Below are 22,204 nucleotides of genomic sequence, written 5' to 3' on the forward strand. Positions count from 1 at the left end.
TTCCGGGCACCACCCGGAGCGCAGCCTAGCCGAGGAGAACCCTCAGTGAACAAGAAGAAGACCGGTCTCGCGCTCGCCGTGGCGGCGCTCGTGGCCGTCACCGTCGGCAGCGGCCTGGCCGCCGCCGACCCCTCCGGCCCGCCGCAGTACCGCCAGCTCGCCGGTGTCGGCTCCGACACCACGCAGGACGTGATGAACGGCCTCGCCGAGGCCGTCACGATCAACGGGCAGAAGGTCATCGGCTCGTACGACGCCACGGGCTCCGCGACCATCACCACCAAGAACCCGGCGACGAACCCGAACTGCACCATCCCCCGGCCCAACGGCTCCGGCGCCGGGCGGGCCGCGCTCCTCAACTCCCTCCAGGCCGGCAACGGCTGCCTCGACTTCTCCCGCTCCTCCTCGCTGAACCTCGGCGCGGCCAGCCCGGGCCTGACGTACGTGCCGTTCGCGATCGACGGCGTCAGCTACGCCATCACCCCCGGCTCCTCGATCCCGCGCAAGCTGACGCTGGCCGACCTCAAGGCCATCTACCACTGCGACCCCAACTACGTGGGCTCCGGCCCCAACTACGACCTGACGGTCTACCTCCCGCAGGCCGGTTCCGGCACGCGCTCCTTCTGGGAGTCGCAGATGGGCATCACCGACGCCGACGTCGTCGCGGGCGTCCACCCCTGCATCAAGGACAAGAAGGGCACCGCCCCGGTCCAGGAGCACGACGGCCGCGTCCTCGACGACAAGTCGATCGTGCCGTTCTCCATCGCCCAGTACCAGGCGCAGTCCTCGCAGACCATCGCCGACCTGCGCGGCCGGGCCATCCTCGGCACCGTCGACGGCATTTCGCCGACGGTCCTCAACAGCGGCTTCGGCGTGAAGCGCGATGTCTACAACGTCATCCCGACCAGCAAGGTCGGCACCTCCCCGTGGAGCGACGTCTTCGTCGGCCCCGACTCCGGGATCTGCAAGCAGGCGGCCGTGATCAACACGTACGGCTTCGCGACCAACCCGAACTGCGGCGACACCACCAAGCAGACCCCGTGATGAGGAGCCTCCCCGTGCTGAAGAACAGAATCTCCCGGGCTCTCGCCCTGGGTGTCGCCACCGTCACCACCGCCCTCGCGGCCGGCCTGGCCACCGCGGGCGCCGCGCACGCCGCCCCGATCGGCACCCTGGACATCGCGCCGGCCACCGGCGCCGACACCAGCGGCATCGCCTTCACCACCTCGGGCGCCTGCCCGTCCAACGCCACCAACGTGCTGGTGAAGGTGGAGGGTTCCGGCTTCCCGGCCGGCGGCCTCAACGTGGTCGGCAACTCGCCGATCGCCACGTACCCCACGGCGGGCAACGGCGGCATGGTCATCCCGCTGACGTCCACCATGCGCGACTACGCCTCCCAGGCGGGCTTCACCACCCTCCAGGGCAGGTACGACTTCACCGTCATCTGCCGTACCGCCTTCAACGGAACCAGCCTCGGCGACTTCACCGGCGCGATCTGGTTCACGTCCAACACCACGTACCAGGCCAACGACCCGGCCGTGAAGACGGACACCACCACCTCGCTCGCCGTCACCCCGGCCGGCCCGGCCCAGGTCGGCACCGCGGTCACCCTGACCGCCACCGTCAACCCGTCCGGCGCCGCCGGCACCGTCCAGTTCAAGGACGGCGCCACCGACCTCGGCACCCCGGTCACCGTGAACGGCGGCACCGCCGCGCTGACCACGAGCAACCTGACGGCCGGCACCCACGCGCTCACCGCCGTGTTCACCCCGTCCAACGTCTCGTACAACGGCTCCACCTCGACGGCCGTCTCCTACGAGGTCAAGCCCGCCGCCGCGACGCAGACCAGCACGGCCCTCGCGGTCTCCCCGGGGACGAGCACCCCGCAGTACAGCCCCGTCACCCTGACCGGCACGGTCTCCCCGGCGGGCGCGGCCGGCTCGGTCAGGTTCACCGACACCGTCGGCGGCTCCACCGTCCCGCTCGGCACCGTCCCGGTCAACAACGGCACCGCCGTCCTGACCACGTCCAGCCTGCCGGCCGGACCGCACTCCCTCACCGCCGTCTTCGTCCCGGCCGACCCGGCCCGGTACACCGGCTCCGACTCCAACGCCGTCCCGTACACCATCGGCGCCTTCACCGGCGTGACGGCCTCGGAGACCATCACCACCACCGTCAACGCCGGCGCCCTCGTCATCAGCGTCGACAACCCGCGGGTCACCCTGCCCTCGCCGGTCCTCAACGGCGACGGCGACCTGCTGAACACGGCCGGCGCCCTCAGCCCGGTCACCCTCACCGACACCCGCGCCGGCAACCCCGGCTGGACCGTCAGCGGCCAGGTCGCCGACTTCAGCGACGGCGCCACCCACGCCATCAACGGCCAGAACCTCGGCTGGTCCCCGAAGGTCGTCGACAAGGCGCCCGCGCAGACCGTGACCGCCGGCTCCGCCGTCCCCGCCGCCAAGGGCGTCGCCCCCGGCGACGCGGGCACCGCGGGCCTCAAGTCCGCCCGCACGCTGGCCAACGGCACCGGCCTGGGCACCGCCCACATCGGCGCCGACCTGGCGCTCAGCGCGCCGACCTCCACCACGGCCGGCACGTACACCACCACGCTCACCCTCACCGCCATCTGATCCAGGCGTGAGCTCCGGGGCGGAACCGCGCCGCGGTTCCGCCCCGCCCCTGACCTCTGGAGAGAACCGTCATGACCGCTCACCACCGCCCCGCCCGCCGGACCGGCGCGCTCGCGCTGCTGCTGCTGCTGCTCCTGCTCCTCGCCTTCCTGCCGGGCGCCGCCACCGCCGCCCCGGCACGGGACGGGAAGGCCGAGAACAAGAAGGCCGTCTTCGGCGTCCAGCCCTCGGGCCCCAAGAAGCCCGACCAGCGGCCCCACTTCTCGTACGGGGTCACCGGCGGCGCCGGCATCCGCGACCAGATCGCGCTGTGGAACTACGGCTCCGAGCCGCTGACCCTCGCCGTCTACGCGAGCGACGCCGTCAACACCGTCGACGGCGGCTTCGACCTGCTCCCCGCGGGCGCGCGACCGACCGACGCCGGCAGCTGGATCAAGCTGGCGAGGAACAAGGTGACGGTCCCGCCCAAGAACAAGGTCATCGTCCCCTTCACCCTCACCGTGCCCAGGAACGTCACCCCCGGCGACCACACCGGAGGCATCGTCGCCTCGCTCTCCGGCACCGGCAGGGACGCCAAGGGCAACCAGGTCCGGCTCGACCAGCGCGTCGGCGCCCGCGTCTACCTGCGGGTGGCGGGCGCCATCAGGCCCGAGCTCACGGTGGCCGACGTCCGCGCCGAGTACCACGGCACCCTCAACCCCTTCGCGACCGGCTCCGCCACCGTCACCTACACCCTGCGCAACACGGGCAACGTCCGGCTCGGCGCCCGCCAGGCCGTCCGCGTCAACGGCGCCTTCGGCTCCTCGCTCACCGCCCAGGGCGCCCGCGACCTCGGCGAGCTCCTGCCGGGCAGCGCGCTGACCGTCACCGCCGAGGCCGACGGGGTGGTGCCGCTGCTGCGCGCCTCGGCCGTCGTCTCGGTGCAGCCGGTCGCCACCCGGGACGGCGTCGACCCCCGACTGCCCTCGCTGACCCGCTCGGTGCCGCTGTGGACGGTGCCGTGGACGGCGCTCGCCCTGCTCCTGCTGCTCATCGGGGGCGTCGCCTGGCGGTGGCGGGTTCGCCGCACGCGGCGGAACGGCGGGCGTGGTGCCGGCCGGAGGACGGCGGGGGCGGAACAGGGCCGGAAGAACACCCCCGAAACCCCTGACAAGGAGCTCATCGTGCAGTTCACTCGCCTCACCCGGCGGGCCGCGGCCGGTGTCGCCCTCGCCGCGGCGACGGCCCTCGCCGGCGTCGGCGTCCTCACGGTCCCGACCGCCACCGCCGCCCCGCTGGGCGCCGCCGAGATCACTCCGGGCCGGGGCACCGACGAGACCAGCATCGCCGTGACCACCTCGGGCGCCTGCCCGGCCCCCGCCACGAACGTCCTCGTGAAGGTGGTCGGCAAGGGCTTCCCCGCCGAGGGCAAGAACGTGGTCGGCAACGCGCCGCTCACCACCTACGGGCAGGACCCCGACGGCACCGGCTTCATCGTGCCGCTGACCATGACCATGCGGGACTACGCCAACGAGGCCGGCTTCACCACCCTGGAGGGCCGGTACGACCTCACGGTGATCTGCCGGAAGGCCTTCGGCAGCGAGACCTACGGGGACTTCACCGGCTCCCTCTGGTTCACCTCGCCCACGGTCTACCAGGACACCGACCCGGCGGGACCGCACCCCACGGACACCCCGACGGGCACGGCCACGCCGACCGCCACCGAGACCCCCACCGGCACGGCCAGCCCGACCGGCACCGCGTCGCCGACGGACACCCCCACCGCGACGGACACGCCCACCGGCACCGGCACGCCGACGGCCACCCCGACCGGAACCGCCTCGCCCACGACGAGCGCGAGCCCCACCGCCACCGGCGGCGACACGGTCGGCGTCTCCACCAGCATCCGGCCCACCACCCCGACCGCCACGACCACCGACCCCGGCTCCTCCGCCGCGGGCGGGGCGTCCGGCTCCGGCGGCTCGACGGGCTCCGGCTCCGGCAGCAACACGGGCGGCGGCGGCCGGGGCGGCGGTCTCGCGGACACCGGTTCCGACCCCGTACTGCTCGGGCTGCTCAGCGCCGTCCTGCTGGTCACCGGCGTCCTCACCGTCCGCTGGGCGCGCCGCCGCGGCCTGATCACCTTCGGCACCCACTGAACCACCGACGTACGGAGCACTCGCGATGACAGCCACCCTCACCCCGGTGGACACGCGTCCGGCCCAGGCCGGGCCCGCGCCCCGCACCAGCCGGCTGTGGGCCGTCGGCGGGACCCTGGCCATCCTCGGCGCGCTGCTCCTCGGCTTCGTCGCCGAGGTCGGCCCGCTCGGCGGCCTGCGCCACGAGCGCGACCTCCGGGTCGGCTACGCCGATCTGCGCGCCGCCCTGGCCGGCGCCACCGCGCCGATCGGTCCGGACACCGAACCCGGCACCCCCGTCGCCCTGCTGACGATCCCTCAGCTCGGGGTGAGGGAGGTGGTCCGGGAGGGCAGCTCCGCCGAGGTGCTCGCGTCCGGGCCTGGGCACCGCCGTGACACCGTGCTGCCCGGCCAGGCCGGCACCAGCATCGTGATGGGCCGCCGCGCCGGGTACGGGGGCCCGTTCGCGCACCTCGCGAGCCTCCAGATCGGGGAGACCGTCGAGGTCACGACCGGCCAGGGCACGCACAAGTACCGGGTGACCGGGGTCCGGCGCGCGGGCGACCCGCAGCCGCCCGCCATGCAGCCGGGGACCGGACGGCTCACCCTGATGACGGCGACGGGCTCCGCGTTCCGGCCGGACGGGCTGCTCCAGGTCGACGCCGAGCTGATCACTCCGCCGCAGCCGGGCGCCGTGCCCGCCTTCCGCTTCGGCCGCGTCCCCGCCGACGAGCTGCCGCTCGCGGGTCAGCCCTCGTCCTGGCTGCCGGCGGTCCTGTGGTCGCAGGCCCTGCTGCTGGCCGCCGGGGTACTGGTGTGGGCGCGCTCCCGGGTGTCCCGCACGCACGTCTGGCTGGTCGGTCTCCCGGTCCTGCTCGCGCTCGGCCTCACGGTCGGCGACCAGGTCGCGCTCCTCCTTCCCAACCTCCTCTAAGGACAGTCGTGGCTTCCCATCTGGACGCACGTTCCCTCTCCGCCTGGTTCGGATCCCGCAAGGTCCTCAACCGGGTCTCGCTGACCATGCCCGCCGGCCGGGTCACCGCGCTCATCGGGCCCTCCGGCTGCGGCAAGTCGACCTTCCTGCGCATCCTGAACCGGATGCACGAGCTGATCCCGGGCGCCGAGCTCGCAGGCGAGGTGCTCCTGGACGGTGACGACATCTACGCGCGCGGGCGCCGGCTCACCGAGGCCCGCCGCAGCATCGGCATGGTCTTCCAGAAGCCGAACCCGTTCCCCGCGATGTCGGTGTACGACAACGTCACGGCCGGCCTGAAGCTGACCGGGACCCGGGTCGCGGCGGCCGACCGGGACCTGCTCGTGGAGGAGTGCCTGACCCGGGCCGGGCTGTGGAAGGAGGTCCGCGACCGGCTGCGCCAGCCCGGCGGAGCGCTCTCCGGCGGCCAGCAGCAGCGCCTGTGCATCGCCCGCTCGCTGGCGGTCCGGCCCCGGATCCTGCTGATGGACGAGCCCTGCTCGGCGCTCGACCCGACGTCGACGCGGCGCATCGAGGAGACCGTCCGCGAGCTCGCGGACGAGGTCACCATCGTCATCGTCACCCACAACATGCAGCAGGCGGCCCGGGTCTCCGACCAGTGCGCCTTCTTCCTCGCCGAGCAGGCCACCCCGGGTGTGATCGTCGAGCACGGTCCCACGGACGCCATGTTCTCCAGCCCGCGGGACCGGCGGACGGCGGACTACGTGGAGGGCCGCTTCGGCTGAGGTGCCGGGGAGACGGGACGAGGGCCCGTACGCGCCGCGGGGTGCGTACGGGCCCTCGTCGTGGGCTCAGTTCGTCAGGATGGCCGGGTCGGACTGGCTGGCCGCACCCGTCTCGATGTGTCCGGCGAGCCGGCGGAGGTAGTCGCCGCTCGCGGTCGAGGTCACGGTGACGTCGTACCAGTGGTGGGCGGCGGAGACGTCGACGGTGTGGGTGACCGTGGCGCCCTTGGGGACCGAGAGGGTCGTCGGGGTGCCGCCGTAGGCGTCGGTGACGGTCACCGAGGCGGTGGTTCCGGCGTTCGTGAAGGTGAGGTCCAGGGTGCCCGCGGTGGCGTTGTGGCGGGCCTGGACCTCCGGGACCGCCGTCTTGCCGGGGGAGCGGAAGCGGCGGAGGAAGCCGTTGGGGCCGTGGACCGTGAGGTCGGTCAGGCTCTTGCTGTACTTCGTGTTCCAGGTGTCCGCGATCGACTTGTTCGCCTCCGCCGTGTACGTCCACGGGGCGTCCGTGCGGTTCGCCGAGGTCACGTAGAACTGGGCGCCCGCCGCCGGGCCGCCGCTGAACGTGAGGCGGTAGGTGCCCGCCGTCGCGTCCGCCGCGCCGTCCACGTACGGGGCGTACTTCAGCGGGCGGGTGGGCTTGGCGCCCGGCTCCTGGCGGGGCATCGTGCCGACGGCCGGGGCGGTGGCCAGGAAGTCCGGGTGCCGGTTCTTGTCCGGCGGGTAGTAGCCGGCCGTCGGCGGGAGCGCGGCCGGCTGCGCGTCCGTGCGCGAGAAGTCGAAGGCCGAGGTCAGGTCGCCGCAGATGGCACGGCGCCAGGGCGAGATGTTGGTCTCGCGGACGCCGAAGCGGGCCTCCATGAAGCGGATGACCGACGTGTGGTCGAAGGTCTCCGAGCAGGTGTAGCCGCCCTTGGACCAGGGGGAGACGACGATCATCGGGACGCGCGGGCCCAGGCCGTAGGGGCCGGCCACGTAGCCCGTCTTCCCCGGGAAGTAGTCGAGGGTCGTGGACGCGGTGGAGAGACCCTGCGCGGCCGAGCCCGGGGCGTACGGCGGGACGACGTGGTCGAAGAAGCCGTCGTTCTCGTCGTACGTGATGAACAGCGCCGTACGGGCCCACACGTCCGGGTTCGAGGTCAGCGCGTCCAGGACCTGCGCGATGTACCAGGCGCCGTAGTTCGCGGGCCAGTTGGCGTGCTCCGAGAAGGCCTCGGGCGCGGCGATCCAGGAGATCTGGGGGAGGCTGCCCGACTGGACGTCGGCGCGGAGCTTGTCGAAGAAGCCTTCGCCCGCCTTGGCGTTGGTGCCCGTGCGGGCCTTGTCGTACAGCGGGTTGCCCGGCTGGGCGTTGCGGTAGTTGTTGAAGTAGAGGAGGGAGTTGTCGCCGTAGTTGCCGCGGAAGGCGTCGCTGATCCAGCCCCAGGAGCCGGCGGCGTTCAGGCCGTCGCCGATGTCCTGGTAGACCTTCCAGGAGATCCCCGCCGCCTCCAGGCGCTCGGGGTAGGTGGTCCAGCCGTAGCCGGCCTCGGCGTTGTTGAGGACGGGGCCGCCGCCCGTGCCGTCGTTGCCGACGTAACCGGTCCACATGTAGTAGCGGTTGGGGTCGGTCGCGCCGATGAACGAACAGTGGTACGCGTCGCAGATGGTGAAGGCGTCGGCGAGCGCGTAGTGGAACGGGATGTCCTCACGGGTGAGGTGCGCCATCGTGGCCTTGGTCTTGGCCGGGATCCAGTTGTCGTACTTGCCCTTGTTGAAGGCGCTCTGGCCACCCGCCCAGTCGTGGTTGAGGCCCTGGAGGTACTCCATGCCCAGCTTGGCGCTGTCCGGCCGGAAGGGGAGCGTGACCTTGTTGCCGTCCGACTGGTTCCAGACCGACTTGCCGCTGGGCAGGGTCACGGGGCGCGGGTCGCCGAAGCCCCGTACGCCCTTCATCGCCCCGAAATAGTGGTCGAAGGAACGGTTCTCCTGCATCAGGACCACGATGTGCTCGATGTCCTGGATCGTGCCGGTGGATCCCTGCGCCGGTATCGCGGCGGCGCGGGCGATGCTCTCCGAGAGCATCGTGAACGCGGCGGCGCCGCCGGTCAGCTGAAGGAACCGGCGGCGGTTGAGGTCGGCCATGGGGGAGTTGCCCTCCGGGGGTGAGTGCTACGTCGACGGGGGTGCGGGTGCGACAGCCGGGCGGACCGGCTGACGGGCGCCCCACAGGAGAGCGCCCGTGAACCACCGCCCGGCGGCCGTCCCATGACTGCCCGTCGTACGGCAGACGAATCCCCCGTGCCCGAACGTGAAAACTCACAACCGAACGCCCCTGGTGGGTCGATGACCACCAGGGGCGTACGGGAACCAACAGAAAACCACGCGCCGCGCTGATCGGCGGGCGGCCGGCGGGCTACTCGACGACGAGCTCGACCTCGATGTTTCCGCGCGTGGCCTTCGAGTACGGGCAGAAGGCGTGCGTCTTCTTCAGGAGGGTGAGACCCGCCTCCCCCTGGAGGTGGTCGGGGAACTCGGCGCGCATCACGACCGCGAGGCCGAAGCCGCCGTCCGCCGGGTCCTTGCCGATGGAGACCTCGGCGGTGACGGAGGCCTCGGAGATGTCGATCTTCTCCTGGCGGGCGACGACGCCCATGGCGCTGGCGAAGCAGGCCGCGTACCCGGCGGCGAAGAGCTGCTCGGGGTTGGTGCCCTGGCCGTTGCCGCCGAGCGCCTGCGGGTGGGCGAGGGGGAGGTCGAGGTGGCCGTCGGAGCTGACGGCGCGTCCCTCGCGCCCGTTGGCGGTGGCGACGGCGGTGTAGATCGCGTCCATGGGTGTTCTTCCGTCCTGTCCGGGTTCCGGGAAGTGGTGGCCCCTCATTTGTAGCGCACGATTTAGTTGTGCACAACTTAATAGCGTGTGAGGGACCTCGCGTATCCTGGAGCCATGGAGACGCTCGACTCGGTCCCGGACGCCGAATTCCTCCGGCTCGACCACCAGATCTGCTTCTCGCTGCACGCGGCGACCCGCGCCTTCAACGGCGTCTACCGCGAGGCCCTCAAGGAGCTCGGCCTCACCTATCCCCAGTACCTCGCCATGCTCGTGCTCTGGGAGCACGGTGAGCTGCCCGTGAAGGGGATCGGGGAGCGGCTGAAGCTCGACTCCGGAACCCTGTCGCCGCTGCTCAAGAGGCTCGAAGCGGCCGGATACGTCGAGCGGCGCCGCAGTCCCGAGGACGAGCGGTCCGTCACCGTCCGCCTCACCGGCGACGGCACCGCCCTGCGCGAGAAGGCCCTCGGCGTGCCGCGCCGGATCGCCGCCGCCACGGGCCTCGGCCTCGACGAGATCCGCGAGCTGCGGGAGCGGCTCGACGCGCTCGCCGCCCGCCTCGACGCCGTCGACCCGGACGACCTCGCGTCCTGCGCGACCGGCCTCTGAGGCGTCCTCGACCGTCCGGCCCGCGCGTCAGGGCTTCTGGGGCGCGCGGGCCCCGTCAGGTCTCGGGGTGGGCCAGGCGGCCCAGCAGGGCCACCGCATCCTCGGCCCGTACCGGCCGGAAGAACTCGGCGTCGACGGCCTCGACCGCCGCGATCGCGCGGGGTGCGAGGGCGGCACCGGTGTCCGTGACGCGCAGCCGCTTGGCGCGGGTGTCGGCCGGGTCGACCTCGCGTGCGACGAGGCCCTTGCCCTCCAGGGTGCGCAGGACCTGGGAGGTCATCTTGACGTCCGTGCCGGCCTGCCGGGCCAGGGTCAGCTGGTTCGGCTGCTCGCCCCGGGTGTTGAGCCACCAGGCGCAGGCGAGCAGCACGAACTGCACGTGGGTGAGGCCGAGCGGGGCCAGGGCCGCCGCGATGTCGCGCTGCCAGCGGAGCGTGGCGTGCCACAGCAGGAATCCGGGGCTCTGCCCGGGGTCGAGGGGCATCAGCGCCGCGCCAGTTCGACCAGGGCGGCCATGGTGTCGGGCCAGTCGGCGGTGATGCCCGGGCCGATCTGCGGGCCGGCCTCGTCCGCGCCGGTCCCGGTGATCTCCATCCGGTAGACCACCCGGATCCGGTCCTGGTCGACCCGCTCGAGCCGGTGGACCGTGCGCAGCAGCAGGTCCCCGAAGCGGGCCTCGTCGACGAACCGTTCGTTCTCGACGGCCTCGGCGACGTGCAGCAGGACCGGGTCGTCCCCGGGCGGGGTCATCGTGATCCGGGAGCCGGTCGCGAAGGGGCCGCTGATCTCGATCTTCTCGATCTCGGCGTTCCAGCTGCCCCAGCCGGGGACGTCGGCCCAGAGGCGCCAGACGGCCTCCGGGGCGGCGGTGGTCTCGACGCTGTGCTCGTACTCCCACATGACGGCCTCCTCGACCAAATGATGTGTACGTAGATTATCTCCGCGCAGACTATCTGTCGAGGGGGCGGTCGCACGGGTCTCGGCGTGCGGTGGACGCGCGCGCGTGGTTCAGGCCGAGCAGCACGCACACGTCCGTCAGGAGCGGCACGTGGTAGGCGAGCGGCCGCGGCCCCGCCTGGTCGGGGCGGGAGACGAAGCCGCCGTCCGGCCGCTGCCGCTCCAGGAGGTGGCGTACCGCCCGCCCGGTCGCACCCCGGGCGGACGGCACGGTCGGTGTCCGGGCCACCGCGATCAGCGCGTACGCGGTGCTGATCGGATCGCTCGGATCGGACGGCACGTGCCCCCAGCCGCCGTCCGCGTTCTGTGTGTCGACAAGGCGCGCCACGGCCCGCGCCCGGGCCCGCGCCACCTCGGTCCCGGCCGCCGTGCCGGGCCCACCGGCCGTCACGGCCAGGAAGGAGTCGTACGCGAGGACGGTGCGGAACAGGGCGTTGCTCTCGTTGAGGCTCCAGCTGCGCTCGAACGGCCCGACGGCCTCCTGCCGGGCCACGACGAACCGGACGGCGGCCTCCACCGCCGGGCGGTGCGCCGGCTCGGGCGCGAGGGCGTTCACGGCCGCCGCCGTTATGGCGACCTCGGAGGCCGTGCCCTGCTCGAAGGTCGGGAAGCCGCCGTCCGCGCCCTGCCGGGCCAGCAGATACCGCTCGCCGGCCGCCACCTCGGCGCCGAACAGTCCCGGATCGGCCGCCCGCAGGAACTCCACGCAGTACGAGGTGTCGTCCACGTCGCTCTGCGCGACCCGCCGGTCGAACCCCCAGCCGCCGTCGGCGTTCCGGCTCACGACCGCCGTCGCCGTCCGCACCCTGTTCTCCGCCGGCATCGCCCCGCGCGCCGCCGAAGAGCTGCGCGAGGCCCTCGAAGTCCTGCTGCGCGGGGTCTACACACGGGTCGTGGCGCCCGCCGTCGACCGGGTGCCGTCCCCGCCGCGCCGCCGCTACCGCCGGGCCCTGGACCGCTGGCGTGGCGGCGTCGCGGCCATCGTCGCCGCGTACCGGGCGTCCGGGGTGGACCACGGCGACGCCCTCTCGCTGCTCCTCGCCGTACGCGACGAGCACGGCCGGGCGCTGTCGGGCGCCGAGCTCGGCGACCAGGTCGCCACCCTGGTCCTGGCCGGCGCCGAGACCACCTCCTCGGTCGTCGCCTGGGCCCTGCGCCTCCTCGCCGACCACCCCGGGGCCGCCGCCCGGCTGCACGAGGAGCTGGACACGGTCCTGGCCGGAGGACCGGTCACCGGGGCCGACCTGCCCCGGCTGCCGTGCACCCGCGACGTGGTGCGCGAGGTGCTCCGCCTCTACCCGCCGGCCTGGGCGGTCACCCGCACCGCCACCCGCACGACCGAGCTGGCCGGGCTGTCGCTGCCGCCCGGGGCCACCGTGATCTGCTGCCTCTACCTCCTCCACCGGCGGCCCGAGCTCTTCCGGGGCCCCGCGCTCTTCGACCCCGGCCGGTGGGCCGGCACGGACGTGCCCCGGGACGCCTGGCTGCCGTTCGGGCTCGGCGCCACCAAGTGCGTCGGCGAGGTGTTCGGCACGGCCGAGGCCGGTCTCGCGCTCGCCGCGATCGCGTCGCGCTGGCGCCTGACCCCCGTCTCCGCGCGCCCGCCCCGCCCGGTCCCGCGCATCGTCCTCTCCCCGGGGCCGCAGCCGATGCGGCTCGCCGAGCGGTGAGGCGGGAGGGGTGCGGTCCGGCGTTTCCCAAATTGTAAGGAGCATGGCAGGCCCTCGCTCCTATACTCACTCCATGTCCGACATCACCATCCGGCGCGCCACCGCCGACGACTCCCCACGGCTCACCCGGCTCGTCCGGACCTCCCGTGCCTACCGGGGCGACTACGCCGCCATGGTCGAGGGCTACCAGGTCGGCGGGACGTACATCGAGCACCACCCCGTCTACGTCGCCGTCGACGAAGCCGACGGCGGCCGCGTCCTCGGGTTCTACGCGCTCCTCGTCGCCGAGGCCGAACTCGACCTCGCGTTCGTCGCCGACGCCGCCCAGGGGCTCGGCATAGGCCGGCTCCTCATGGAGCACATGACCGAGCAGGCCAGGGCCGCCGGGCTCGACTCCGTGCGGGTCGTCGCCCATCCGCCCGCCGAGGAGTTCTACCTGCGGACCGGCGCCGTCCGCACGGGCACCGTCCGGCCCGCCGGACACATCCACTGGGAGCGCCCCGAGCTGCGCTACGACGTCGCGTGACCGCCACCCAGCAGGCCTCCGAGCCCGAGCAGCGCCGCCTCTTCGCCGACCTCACCCCGCTGCGTACGTCCGCCGACTACCGCCGCCTCTGGTTCGGCAACACCGTCACCTGGGTCGGACAGGGCATGACGGCACTCGCCGTCTCCCTCCAGGTGTACGACATCACCCGCTCGCCCTTCTCCGTCGGGCTCGTCGGACTCTTCGCCCTCGTCCCGCTCGTCGTCTTCGGCCTGTACGGCGGCGCCATCGCCGACACCGTCGACCGCCGCAAGCTCGGCCTCGCCAGCTCCACCGGCCTCGCCGTGCTCTCCGCCGGCCTCGCCGTCGCCGCCTTCGCCGGCTTCCACCGGGTCTGGTTCCTCTACGGGATCGTCGCCCTCCAGGCCATGTGCGCCGCGCTCAACGCGCCCGCCCGCTCCTCGATGATCCCCCGGCTCCTGCCGCCCGAGCAGCTGCGCGCCGCCAACGCGCTCAACTCCATGACCACCACCTTCGGCACCCTCGTCGGGCCCAGCCTCGGCGGCGTGATCGTCGGTCTGGCCGGCTACCAGACCGCGTACCTGATCGACGCGATCGCCTTCTCCGCCTCGCTGTACGCGATGTGGCGACTGCCCTCGATGCTGCCCGAGCGCACCGGAGCGAAGCGGGCCTCCGTCCTCGACGGGCTCCGGTTCCTCGCCACCCGCCCCCCAACCTGCGCATGACGTTCTTCTCGGACTTCTGCGCCATGATCCTCGCCCACCCCCGAGCCCTGTTCCCGGCCGTCGCCGTCCTCTGGTACGGCGGCGATGCCAAGACCACCGGACTCCTCGTCGCCGCCCCCGCGTTCGGCGCGCTCCTCGGCGGCGTCCTCTCCGGCTGGCAGGGCCGCATCCGCCACCACGGGCAGGCGATCCTCCTCGCCGTCGCCGCCTGGGGCACCGCCATCGCCGTCTTCGGACTGACCCGGAACCTCTGGCTCGGCCTGCTCCTGCTCGCCGTCGCCGGCTACTCCGACACCGTCTCGATGATCTTCCGGAACACGATGATGCAGGTCGCCGCCCCCGACGAGATGCGCGGCCGGCTCCAGGGCGTCTTCATCGTGGTCGTCGCGGGCGGGCCACGGCTCGGCGACTTCCTCGCCGGCTCCGTCGCCGACCTGACCTCGCCCGCGGTCGCCGTCACCGGCGGCGGGATCGCCTGCGTCCTGGCGATCGGACTCCTCGCCCTCTACGGACGCGGATTCCGCCGCTACGACGCCCTTGACCCGACTCCGTGACCATATCTCCCCAACGGCCCCCACTGTCCTGGCGGTTGGCCGCCACGGCACATAACCGCCAGGAGTGACCGGGGTCAACTCCCGCCCCACAGGCCAAGACTCCTCGCGGACCCGGTCCACCCCCGACCCCGGGTCCGCGAGGAGTTCCCACGATGACGTCGAGGACCGCACCCTTCGACAGAGGGAGGGCCGCGCTGCTCGCCGCGGGCATCTCCCTCATGATGCTCTCGGCCGGGCAGACCGCCGCCGCCGCGAACACCGCCCCCACCGTGCCGGACACCTTCAAGGCGTCCGCGACGAGCACCACCGTCACCCTCGTCACCGGCGACCGCGTCACGCTCACCGAGCTCGGCGACGGCGGCAGCACCGTCACCGTCGACCGGGCGAAGGGCGCCACCGGCGCGGTACGCAGCCGGACCGTGAACGGCCGGGTCACCGTCGTCCCCGACGAGGCCCGCCCCTACCTGGCCTCCGGCGCCCTCGACCCGCGCCTCTTCGACGTCACCGGCCTCGTCGAGCAGGGCCTCACCGGCGACCTCCCCCTGATCGTCACCTACGGAGCCAGGGGCGCCCGGAGCGCCGCAGCCCCGCGCGGCACCGAGACCGTCCGTGCCCTGCCCAGCATCGGCGGCGCCGCCGTCACCGCCACCGACCCCGCCGCCTTCTGGCAGGGCTTCACCTCCCCCACCACGAGGTCGGCCCCCGGCAAGGTCTGGCTCGACGGCCGCGTCGACGCCGCCATGGCCGAGTCCAACACCCAGATCGGCACCCCGAAGGCCTGGGAGGCCGGGCTCACCGGCAAGGGCGTCAAGGTCGCCGTCCTCGACACCGGCGCCGACCTCGGCCACCCCGACCTCGCGGGCCGCATCGCCGAGACCAGGTCCTTCATCGAAGGCCAGGAGGTCGCCGACCGCGGCGGCCACGGCACGCACGTCACCTCCACCGTCGGCGGCTCCGGCGCCGCGAGCGACGGCAAGGAGAAGGGCGTCGCGCCCGGCGCCACCCTCGCCGTCGGCAAGGTCCTCAGCGACCAGGGCTCCGGCACCGAGTCGCAGATCATCGCGGGCATGGAATGGGCCGCCAAGGACATCGACGCGAAGATCGTGTCGATGAGCCTCGGCTCCCGCGAACCCAGCGACGGCACCGACCCGATGGCCCAGGCCGTCAACACCCTCTCCGCCGAGACCGGCGCCCTCTTCGTCATCGCCGCCGGAAACTCCGGCTACCCCGGCTCCATCGGCTCGCCCGGCGCCGCCGACTCCGCGCTCACCGTCGGCGCCGTCGACTCCGCCGACCGCGCCGCCTACTTCACCAGCCAGGGCCCCCGCCACGGCGACCAGGCCCTCAAGCCCGACGTGTCGGCCCCCGGCGTGAACATCCTCGCCGCCCGCTCCCAACTCGTCGCCGGCAGCGGCCTCTACACCACCATGAGCGGTACGTCCATGGCGACCCCGCACGTCGCAGGCGTCGCCGCGCTGCTCGCCGAGAAGCACCCCGACTGGACCGGCGCCCAGCTCAAGAACGCGCTGATGTCCTCCTCCAAGACCCTCGACGCCGGCTCGTACGAGCTCGGCGCCGGCCGGGTCGACGTGGCCGCCGCGATCTCCGCGGACATCACCGCCACCGGCTCCGCCGACCTCGGCTTCACCTCCTGGCCGTACGAGGCGAGCAAGCCGGTCACCAAGACCGTCACCTACACCAACTCCTCCGACCGGCCCGTCGCGTTGAACCTCGCCGTCGAGGGCATGCCCACCGGCGTCGCCACCCTCGCCGACACCGCCCTCACCGTCCCCGCCCACGGCTCCGCGTCCACCACCGTCACCGGCGACGGCACCAAGGCCCCCGTCGGGCGGTCCTCCGGACGGATCACCGCCACCGCCGGCGGCCCGGCCGTCGCGCACACCGCGCTCGGCCTGGTGAAGGAGGAGGAGCGCTACACCCTCACCGTCCACGTCAAGGACCGCGACGGCGCCGCCACCCCCGCCTACCTGGGCGTGCAGAAGCTCGCCGAGGGCGAGGACCCCTTCCCGGCGACCGTCGGCGAGTCCGGCACGCTCCAGCTGCGCCTCAAGCCCGGCACGTACACCGTCGACACCTTCCTCGACGTCCGCGGCTCCCACGGCGAGGACTCCCTCGGCCTCGGCTTCCTCACCGAGCCCGAGATCGTCCTCGACCGCGACCGCGAGATCACCCTCGACGGACGGCAGCTCCGCGAGATCCGCGCCGAGGTCGACAAGCGGACCGAGACCCGCCAGCTCCTCATGGAGTTCGACCGCAAGGCGAACGGCGCCTCCTACGGCGGAGCCGTCCAGGTCCCCCCGGCCTACGACTCGGTCTTCGCCGCGCCCACCCGGAAGCCCGCGACCGGCACCTTCGAGTACCGGACCGTGTGGCGCCTCGGCAAGCCGCTCCTGGAGGCGTCCGTCGACGGCATCCGGCTCTCCGGCGCCACCCCGCAGGCCGGCGGCACCCTCCTGGAGGGCCGCCACCGCCTCGGCCTCGTCGACGCGGGCACCGGCACCCCCGCCGAGTACGGCGGCAAGGACGTCACCGGCAAGGCCGTCCTCGTCCGGCTCACCGAGGGCGCCGACCCGAAGGCGCTCGCCCAGACCGCCCAGGACGCCGGCGCGAAGATCCTCTTCGTCACCGACGACCAGCCCGGCCGGCTCATGAAGTACTTCGGCACCGACGGCTACGAGGACCGGCCGCTCGCCGTCGCCACCGTCAACACCGCGGACGCCGCCCGGCTCGCCTCCGGCGCCGCCCGGGGCCTGCGCGCCGACCTCACCGGCACCCGCTTCACCCCGTACACCTACGACCTCTCCGAAGGACACCCCGGCGCCATCGGCACGGACCTCGTCTTCCGGCCGGACGAGGACGAACTCGCCACCATCGACTCCACCTTCCGCGCACCGACGAAGCGCGAGGAGCTCGGCGGCGAGTTCCGGTACTCGATCACCGACACCTTCCGCATCGGCTTCGGCTTCAAGGAGTGGATCGCCTTCCCGACGACCCGCACCGAGTACGTCTCCACCGGCGCCGGACAGCGCTGGCACGAGTCCGTCGACCTCGGCGACTCCCTGGAGGAGCGCGGCGGACAGTCCGTCTACCGCGGCGGCAGCCGCGTCGGCCTCGACTGGTTCGGCCCCGTCTGGCACCCCTGGCTGGGCACCGGCCTCGGCTGGGGCCAGCAGCGCACCGGCAACGACCTCCGCTTCAACACCCCCGGCTGGGGCGACTCCGGCAGCGACCACACCGGCTTCGGCAACGTGTGGGGCGACGACACGATGACCCAGTACACCGAGGTGTACGTGAACGGTGTCCGCGTCGACCGGAAGAAGAGCTCCGGCGCCTACGCCTGGGACGCGCCGGCGGAGGAGGCCACGTACAAGGTCGTCACCGACACCGCGCTCGACGCGGACCGCTGGCGGCTCGGCATCAAGGGCCACAGCGAGTGGACCTTCCGCTCCGCCGAGACCCCCGACGACCGGATCACCTATCTGCCCCTGCTCAACCTCGGCTTCGACCTGGACACCGACCTGTACGGCGACGTCCGCGCCGGCAGCCGGCTGCCCGTCGGGATCTCCGCCGAGTACGTGAAGGGCGCGGCCGGCACCGGCACGATCGGCACCGGCACCCTGGAGGCCTCCTACGACGAGGGCGCGACCTGGACGAAGGTCGCGCTCAGGAAGTCCTGGCGCGGCGCCTCCTGGACCGGTGAGCTGCGCATCCCGGAGGGCGCGGGCTCCGTCTCGCTGCGCGCCGGGGCGAGCGACGACCGGGGAGGCTCCGTGACGCAGGAGCTGATCCGCGCGGCCGGCGTGCGGTAGGACGCGGTGCGGCCGGGCCCTGCGTGCGGGCCCGGCCTTCACGCCGTCAACGGGGGCTCGGCAGCGCCTTCTTCAGCACCTTGCCCATGTCGTTGCGGGGGAGCGCGTCGAGGTAGCGGACCACCCGGGGGCGCTTGTGCGGGGCGAGCAGCCCCGCCACGTGGTCGGCGAGCTCCTCGTCGTTCGGGGGCTTCTCCCCGTCCTGCGGCACCACCCACGCCACGATCCGCTCGCCCAGGTCCGGGTCGGGCTCGCCCGTGACGGCGGCCTCCCGGACGCCCGGGTGGTCGAGGAGCGCGTTCTCGATCTCGCCCGCCCCGATCTTGTAGCCGCCGCTCTTGATGAGGTCCGTCGCCTTCCGGCCCACCAGGCGCACCCCGCCGTCCGCTTCACGGACCGCCATGTCGCCGGTGCGGAACCAGTCGCCGTCGAAGGCCGCGGCCGTCGCGTCCGGCCGGTTGAGATAACCGGAGAACAGGTTCGGCCCGCGCACCTGCACCTCTCCGACGGACTCCCCGTCGGACTCCTCCAGCACGGAGCCGTCCTCGTCCACGAGCCGCAGGTCCACACCCGCGAGCGGGGTCCCGACGGTCCCGGGGCGGGGCTCGCCACCCGGCCGCACGCTGGTGTTCATGAGCGTCTCGGTCATCCCGTACCGCTCCACGACGGTCCGGCCCGTCGCCGCGGCGATCCGCTCGTGGTCGTGCACCGGCAGCGCCGCCGAGCCGGAGACGAGGAGCCGGGCGCCCGCCAGCGCGTCCGTGAGGCGGTCGTCCGCGTCGAGCGCGTCCGCGAGCCGGTGGTACATGGTCGGTACGCCGAACAGCATCGTGCCGCCCCCGGCGCCGAGCTCCCGCGCGACGCCGTCCACCGAGAACCCGCCCAGGTGCCGGACCTCGCCGCCGCGCCGCAGCGGGCCCAGGATCCCGAGGACGAGCCCATGGACGTGGAACAGCGGCAGCGCGTGCACGAGGACGTCGTCCGCCGTCCACGACCAGGCCTCGGCCAGCGCGTCGAGGGAGGCGGCGACCGCCCGGCGGGAGAGCAGAACGCCCTTCGGCGGGCCGGTGGTTCCGGACGTGTAGACGACGAGCGCGGTGGCCTCCGGGTCGACCGGCGCCGCCGACGGCGCCTCCGGCCCGGTGAGCCCCACGTCGACCCGGGGGAGCGCCGCGAGCCCGCCCGGCAGCTCGTCCTCCGGCCCCGCGAGCACGAGGCCGGGCGCGCTGTCGCCCAGGATGTGCGCCAACTCCCGCCCTCCGGTGCGCGGATTGAGCGGCACGGCCGGCACGCCCGCGAACAGCGCGGCGACCACGGCGACGGCCGTCCGGGCGGTCGGCGTGGCCCAGACGGCCACCCTCTCCACCCCGGCGAGGCGCCCGGCGAGGGCGCCGGCGGCGCGGGCCAGCTCGGCGTACGTCAGGGTGTCGGGGCCGACACGCAGGGCGGGGCGGTCGGACGGGTCCGCCAGGGCGGGGAAGAGCGCACTCACCGGTCGTACTCCTCGGGTCGTCGAGGGAGGGGGCTACCAGGAGGAATTCTGCCCGTGCGGAGGGCGTGGCGCGGCCGATGTCCCAGGTCGGGGACCACCCCTTCGTGGCGGGCGTGCGGCGATCACCGCGCACAGGGCCGCGAGGGGGAGCTCCGCGCACACGGCCATGGCGACGGCGACGGCCAGCTCCGGTCCTGCGGCGGAGGTGGCGAGGTCGACGCAGGCGTCGGCGAGGAGGAACACCGCGGCGGCGGCCGCGGGCGCGCGGTGACGGGCGTCGCCGCGCAGCAGCCGGCTGCCGGCGGTGAGCAGCGCGGCGGCCTCCAGGGCGTCGAGGGCGACCCAGGCGGCGGCCTCGGCGGGCGGGAGCGTACCGGCGAGATAGCCGAGCCAGGGCAGCAGGGCGAGGCCCGCGCCCAGGAGCACGCGGCCCTGCAGGCGGCGGACGCGGCCGGGGCGGGGGATGCCGACGGAAGCGCGACTGCCGTCAGCGGCAAGGGGGACGAGGGAGGTCAGGGCCATGTCGGAGGTCGCTTTCGCTGTCACGAACCCGGCCGTCGGGCTCGTGATCAACCCTCCGGTCGCCGCGCTCCGGAGTCAGTAACACCGCTGTCCGTCCTGGGGTGGCACTGGTTGCACCCCCGATGCGGACGACAGGTTCATGGCAGGCCGCGGAGACCGGCGCCTACGGTGAAGGCATGAAGATCCGTACCCGGCTGCGGCGAGCGCTCACCCGCCTGACGCGCGACGCGTCCTTCCTCGCTCTGGGGGCGCCGCTCCATCTCCTCATGGTTTCCCTGCTGTCCGTGGTCTTCGGCCTCCTGTGGGGGACCATCGGGGGAGCGGACGACAGCGCGCCGATCGCCCTGGGGTTCGTGGTCGTGACGACGGTGTTCTGCGTGCCGGCGCTGACCGTGGCCCAGAGCTGGCGATTCCGGCGGCTGCTCGGGATCGACATTCCCCGCCCGGGGTGGCGTCGGTCGTTGCGCCAGTTCGCCTACCACTCCCTGGCCGGGACGCTGTTCGGCACGCTCGAAGCGGTCGTGGTGGCGCTGATACCGGTCGGACTGGCCGTCTCCCTGACCACGGGGTGGGTCTACGCGATCCCCTGGGAATGGCGGATCAAGCACCCCGGATACTCCACGCAGGCCGCGTACCTCTCCGTGGCGGGACTGCTCGTCCTCGCCGCAGTCCCGCCCCTGGCCGCCGCCCTCGTACGCCTGGAGAGCCACGTGGTCCCCACCCTGCTCGGGCGCAGCCGGGAGGAGGACCTGGCGCGGCGGGTCGAGGACCTCACCGAGAGCCGGGCCGGCGCGGTGGACGCCGCCGACGCGGAACGGCGGCGCATCGAGCGGGACCTGCACGACGGGGCGCAGCAACGGCTCGTCTCGCTGGCACTGAACCTGGGCATAGCCAAGGCCACGCTCGTGGACCTGCCGCCCGAGGCGCGCGAGGTGATCGAAGCGGCGCACCGGGAGGCGAAGGAGTCGATCGAGGAGCTGAGCAGCCTCGTGCGCGGCCTGCACCCCGCCGTCCTGGACGAACTCGGCCTGGACGCGGCCCTGTCGGGACTCGCGGCCCGCGCCCCGCTGCCCGTACGGCTGAGGGCGGACCTGCCGCGACGGCCGCCGCCGGCGGTCGAGGCGGTCGCCTACTTCGTCGTCTCCGAGGCGTTGACGAACGTAGCCAAGCACGCACGGGAGGCGACCCGGGCCGATGTGACCGTCACCCGGCTGGGCGGGATACTGCGGGTGATGATCGAGGACGACGGCCTGGGCGGGGCCGACCCCGGCAAGGGAAGCGGCCTGACGGGGCTCGCCCAACGCGTGCGGTCCGTCGACGGAACGTTCCGGATGAGCAGCCCGGTGGGGGGACCGACCATGATGAGCGTGGATCTGCCGTGCCAGAACTGAAGGACGCCGGGCAGGAGGAGCCCCGTGTGCGACGTGCGGTGATCGCCGAGGACTCCGTCCTGCTGCGGATGGGACTGGTCAAGGTCGTGGAGATGGCCGGCTTCGAGGTGGCAGCCGAGGCGGGCGACGCCGAGGGGCTCCTCGCCGCGGTCGAGGAGCACCGCCCCGACCTGGCGGTGATCGACGTCCGGATGCCGCCGGGCTTCACGGACGAGGGGGTGCGCGCCGCGCTGTCCATCCGCCGCAGCCGGCCGTCGACCGCCCTGCTGCTGCTCTCCCAGTACGTCGAGGAGCGCTACGCGGCCGACCTGCTCGCCGCCCACACCAGCGGCGTGGGCTATCTGCTCAAGCAGCGGGTCGCGGACGTCGAGGAGTTCATCGAGGCGCTGCGGCGGGTCGCGGACGGCGGCACCGCGCTCGACCCGCAGGTCGTCGCCCAGCTCCTCGTACGGCGGTCGCACGATCCGCTGGAACGGCTGACGGCCAGGGAACGGGAAGTGCTCTCCCTCATGGCCGAGGGCCGCTCCAACGCGGGCGTCGCCACCCAGCTCGTCGTCAGCGAGAGCGCCGTCGCCAAACACATCAACAGCATCCTCGCCAAACTCGACCTGCCCAAGGCGGACGCCGACCACCGCCGGGTCCTGGCCGTGCTGCGTTTCCTCGGCGTGGGCGCGTGA

General features: G+C 73.4%; 18 protein-coding genes and 1 pseudogene. 12 read left to right on the forward strand and 7 right to left on the reverse strand.

Annotation, left to right across the window (positions count from 1 at the left end; all coding sequences use genetic code 11):
• Positions 1–45 precede the first annotated feature (45 nt).
• The 5 genes from ACF07V_RS08495 (at position 46) to ACF07V_RS08515 (ending at position 6,466) form a co-directional block, all read left to right on the forward strand.
• Positions 46–1,041: a hypothetical protein gene (locus tag ACF07V_RS08495; RefSeq protein WP_392152411.1), complete on the forward strand. Its 996-nt coding sequence runs from the start codon at positions 46–48 to the stop codon at positions 1,039–1,041.
• A gap of 14 nt (positions 1,042–1,055) precedes the next feature.
• Positions 1,056–2,630, forward strand: coding sequence for an Ig-like domain repeat protein (locus tag ACF07V_RS08500; RefSeq protein ID WP_392152413.1), 1,575 nt, complete (start codon positions 1,056–1,058; stop codon positions 2,628–2,630).
• Between the two features lie 71 nt (positions 2,631–2,701).
• Complete coding sequence (locus ACF07V_RS08505; RefSeq protein WP_392152414.1) at positions 2,702–4,768, forward strand: WxL protein peptidoglycan domain-containing protein; 2,067 nt, start codon at positions 2,702–2,704, stop codon at positions 4,766–4,768.
• A 25-nt stretch (positions 4,769–4,793) separates the two neighbouring features.
• Complete coding sequence (locus tag ACF07V_RS08510) at positions 4,794–5,681, forward strand: sortase domain-bontaining protein (protein WP_392152416.1); 888 nt, start codon at positions 4,794–4,796, stop codon at positions 5,679–5,681.
• An 8-nt stretch (positions 5,682–5,689) separates the two neighbouring features.
• Positions 5,690–6,466 carry a phosphate ABC transporter ATP-binding protein gene (locus tag ACF07V_RS08515; RefSeq protein ID WP_392152418.1) on the forward strand — a complete coding sequence of 259 codons (777 nt, stop codon included), beginning with the start codon at positions 5,690–5,692 and terminating at the stop codon, positions 6,464–6,466.
• Between the two features lie 66 nt (positions 6,467–6,532).
• Here ACF07V_RS08515 and ACF07V_RS08520 read toward each other — a convergent pair whose 3' ends face one another.
• Positions 6,533–8,587 (reverse strand): phosphocholine-specific phospholipase C, encoded by a 2,055-nt coding sequence (locus tag ACF07V_RS08520; protein WP_392152420.1) that lies wholly within the window; start codon positions 8,585–8,587, stop codon positions 6,533–6,535.
• Between the two features lie 271 nt (positions 8,588–8,858).
• Positions 8,859–9,275 (reverse strand): organic hydroperoxide resistance protein, encoded by a 417-nt coding sequence (locus ACF07V_RS08525; protein ID WP_392152422.1) that lies wholly within the window; start codon positions 9,273–9,275, stop codon positions 8,859–8,861.
• A gap of 114 nt (positions 9,276–9,389) precedes the next feature.
• On the opposite strand from ACF07V_RS08525, the gene ACF07V_RS08530 reads away from it, so the two are divergent.
• Complete coding sequence (locus tag ACF07V_RS08530; RefSeq protein ID WP_392152424.1) at positions 9,390–9,881, forward strand: MarR family winged helix-turn-helix transcriptional regulator; 492 nt, start codon at positions 9,390–9,392, stop codon at positions 9,879–9,881.
• 55 nt (positions 9,882–9,936) lie between these two features.
• On the opposite strand, the gene ACF07V_RS08535 is transcribed toward ACF07V_RS08530, so the two are convergent.
• From ACF07V_RS08535 to ACF07V_RS08545, 3 genes are read right to left on the reverse strand one after another with little or no spacing between them, the layout of a single operon-like run.
• Positions 9,937–10,365 (reverse strand): MarR family winged helix-turn-helix transcriptional regulator, encoded by a 429-nt coding sequence (locus ACF07V_RS08535; protein ID WP_392152426.1) that lies wholly within the window; start codon positions 10,363–10,365, stop codon positions 9,937–9,939.
• On the reverse strand, positions 10,365–10,781 hold the full coding sequence (locus ACF07V_RS08540) for a polyketide cyclase (protein ID WP_392152428.1): 417 nt from the start codon (positions 10,779–10,781) through the stop codon (positions 10,365–10,367). Before ACF07V_RS08540 ends, ACF07V_RS08535 begins: the two co-directional genes overlap by 1 nt.
• Positions 10,782–10,830: 49 nt before the next feature.
• Positions 10,831–11,565, reverse strand: coding sequence for a prenyltransferase/squalene oxidase repeat-containing protein (locus ACF07V_RS08545; protein ID WP_392152430.1), 735 nt, complete (start codon positions 11,563–11,565; stop codon positions 10,831–10,833).
• On the opposite strand from ACF07V_RS08545, the gene ACF07V_RS08550 reads away from it, so the two are divergent.
• From ACF07V_RS08550 to ACF07V_RS08565, 4 genes and pseudogenes are all read left to right on the forward strand, one after another.
• Positions 11,555–12,508, forward strand: a complete 954-nt coding sequence (locus ACF07V_RS08550) for a cytochrome P450 (RefSeq protein WP_392152432.1) — start codon at positions 11,555–11,557, stop codon at positions 12,506–12,508. The genes ACF07V_RS08545 and ACF07V_RS08550 overlap by 11 nt on opposite strands.
• A gap of 73 nt (positions 12,509–12,581) precedes the next feature.
• On the forward strand, positions 12,582–13,034 hold the full coding sequence (locus ACF07V_RS08555; protein WP_392152434.1) for a GNAT family N-acetyltransferase: 453 nt from the start codon (positions 12,582–12,584) through the stop codon (positions 13,032–13,034).
• A pseudogene (locus ACF07V_RS08560) lies at positions 13,031–14,292 on the forward strand (MFS transporter). The gene ACF07V_RS08555 and the pseudogene ACF07V_RS08560 overlap by 4 nt, the downstream one beginning before the upstream one ends.
• Positions 14,293–14,444: 152 nt before the next feature.
• Entirely contained in the window at positions 14,445–18,122 is a 3,678-nt protein-coding gene (locus tag ACF07V_RS08565) for a S8 family serine peptidase (RefSeq protein WP_392152436.1), read from the forward strand.
• A gap of 46 nt (positions 18,123–18,168) precedes the next feature.
• Here ACF07V_RS08565 and ACF07V_RS08570 read toward each other — a convergent pair whose 3' ends face one another.
• Complete coding sequence (locus tag ACF07V_RS08570; RefSeq protein ID WP_392152440.1) at positions 18,169–19,614, reverse strand: acyl-CoA synthetase; 1,446 nt, start codon at positions 19,612–19,614, stop codon at positions 18,169–18,171.
• 33 nt (positions 19,615–19,647) lie between these two features.
• Positions 19,648–20,160, reverse strand: a complete 513-nt coding sequence (locus tag ACF07V_RS08575) for a hypothetical protein (RefSeq protein ID WP_392152442.1) — start codon at positions 20,158–20,160, stop codon at positions 19,648–19,650.
• Positions 20,161–20,312: 152 nt separating this feature from the next.
• Between ACF07V_RS08575 and ACF07V_RS08580 the strand changes: the two genes are divergently transcribed.
• On the forward strand, positions 20,313–21,527 hold the full coding sequence (locus ACF07V_RS08580; protein WP_392152443.1) for a sensor histidine kinase: 1,215 nt from the start codon (positions 20,313–20,315) through the stop codon (positions 21,525–21,527).
• 38 nt (positions 21,528–21,565) lie between these two features.
• The gene (locus ACF07V_RS08585) at positions 21,566–22,204 is read left to right on the forward strand and encodes a response regulator (protein ID WP_392153408.1); all 639 of its coding nucleotides are present in this window, start codon (positions 21,566–21,568) and stop codon (positions 22,202–22,204) included.

It is taken from the genome of Streptomyces sp. NPDC015661 (assembly GCF_043077765.1).
GTDB lineage: Bacteria > Actinomycetota > Actinomycetes > Streptomycetales > Streptomycetaceae > Streptomyces.

Bases quoted from the DNA above. Each gene is read 5' to 3' on its own strand.
- ACF07V_RS08505 (WP_392152414.1), top strand. From the start codon at position 2,702: ATGACCGCTCACCACCGCCCCGCCCGCCGGACCGGCGCGCTCGCGCTG.
- ACF07V_RS08510 (WP_392152416.1), top strand. From the start codon at position 4,794: ATGACAGCCACCCTCACCCCGGTGGACACGCGTCCGGCCCAGGCCGGG.
- ACF07V_RS08520 (WP_392152420.1), bottom strand. From the start codon at position 8,587: ATGGCCGACCTCAACCGCCGCCGGTTCCTTCAGCTGACCGGCGGCGCC.
- ACF07V_RS08525 (WP_392152422.1), bottom strand. From the start codon at position 9,275: ATGGACGCGATCTACACCGCCGTCGCCACCGCCAACGGGCGCGAGGGA.
- ACF07V_RS08530 (WP_392152424.1), top strand. From the start codon at position 9,390: ATGGAGACGCTCGACTCGGTCCCGGACGCCGAATTCCTCCGGCTCGAC.
- ACF07V_RS08535 (WP_392152426.1), bottom strand. From the start codon at position 10,365: ATGCCCCTCGACCCCGGGCAGAGCCCCGGATTCCTGCTGTGGCACGCC.
- ACF07V_RS08540 (WP_392152428.1), bottom strand. From the start codon at position 10,781: ATGTGGGAGTACGAGCACAGCGTCGAGACCACCGCCGCCCCGGAGGCC.
- ACF07V_RS08555 (WP_392152434.1), top strand. From the start codon at position 12,582: ATGTCCGACATCACCATCCGGCGCGCCACCGCCGACGACTCCCCACGG.
- ACF07V_RS08565 (WP_392152436.1), top strand. From the start codon at position 14,445: ATGACGTCGAGGACCGCACCCTTCGACAGAGGGAGGGCCGCGCTGCTC.
- ACF07V_RS08580 (WP_392152443.1), top strand. From the start codon at position 20,313: ATGAAGATCCGTACCCGGCTGCGGCGAGCGCTCACCCGCCTGACGCGC.